Origin of the sequence: Streptomyces racemochromogenes, from assembly GCF_044129415.1 — a bacterium.
Taxonomy (GTDB): Bacteria; Actinomycetota; Actinomycetes; order Streptomycetales; family Streptomycetaceae; genus Streptomyces; species Streptomyces racemochromogenes_A.
This window is the reverse complement of record NZ_JBBDHD010000342.1, coordinates 1-404: the sequence shown is the minus strand read 5'-3', so window position 1 is coordinate 404 and position 404 is coordinate 1. Positions and strand designations below refer to the sequence as shown.

The 404-nt window shown below is 67.1% G+C and carries 1 protein-coding gene; it reads right to left on the bottom strand.

Annotated features, from left to right (window positions below):
- Positions 1-127 precede the first annotated feature (127 nt).
- Positions 128-404 (bottom strand): phosphopantetheine-binding protein (locus WDV06_RS37180; RefSeq protein WP_395514206.1); only part of this gene is annotated, 277 nt, incomplete at its 5' end.

Below are 404 nucleotides of genomic sequence, written 5' to 3'. Positions count from 1 at the left end.
GCCGACCTCACCGACGCCACGTCCACCGACCCGCCCAACCGCAACGCCAACGGAACGTTGTACGTCGCACTGGGGCCTTCGAGGCGGTACAGGAACCACAGGCGCCGCTGTGCGTAAGAGAGGGGAATCATGACGTCTCCTTGGACCGCTTCATCGGCCGCAGCTTGGGCCGGGCTTTCTCGGCTCCCGCGAGGCGACCGACGAGGGTCTCCACGGTCGGGCTCTCGAACAGGGTGCGAATCTCGATCTCGGCGTCGAACACCGAGCGGATGCGGCTGATCAGGCGTGTCGCGAGCAGGGAGTGCCCGCCCATCTCGAAGAAGTTGGCCTCCGGGTCGACCTGTTCGAGGCCGAGGACCTCACCGAACAGGCCGCACAGGATCTCCTCCTGCGCCGTCCGCGGA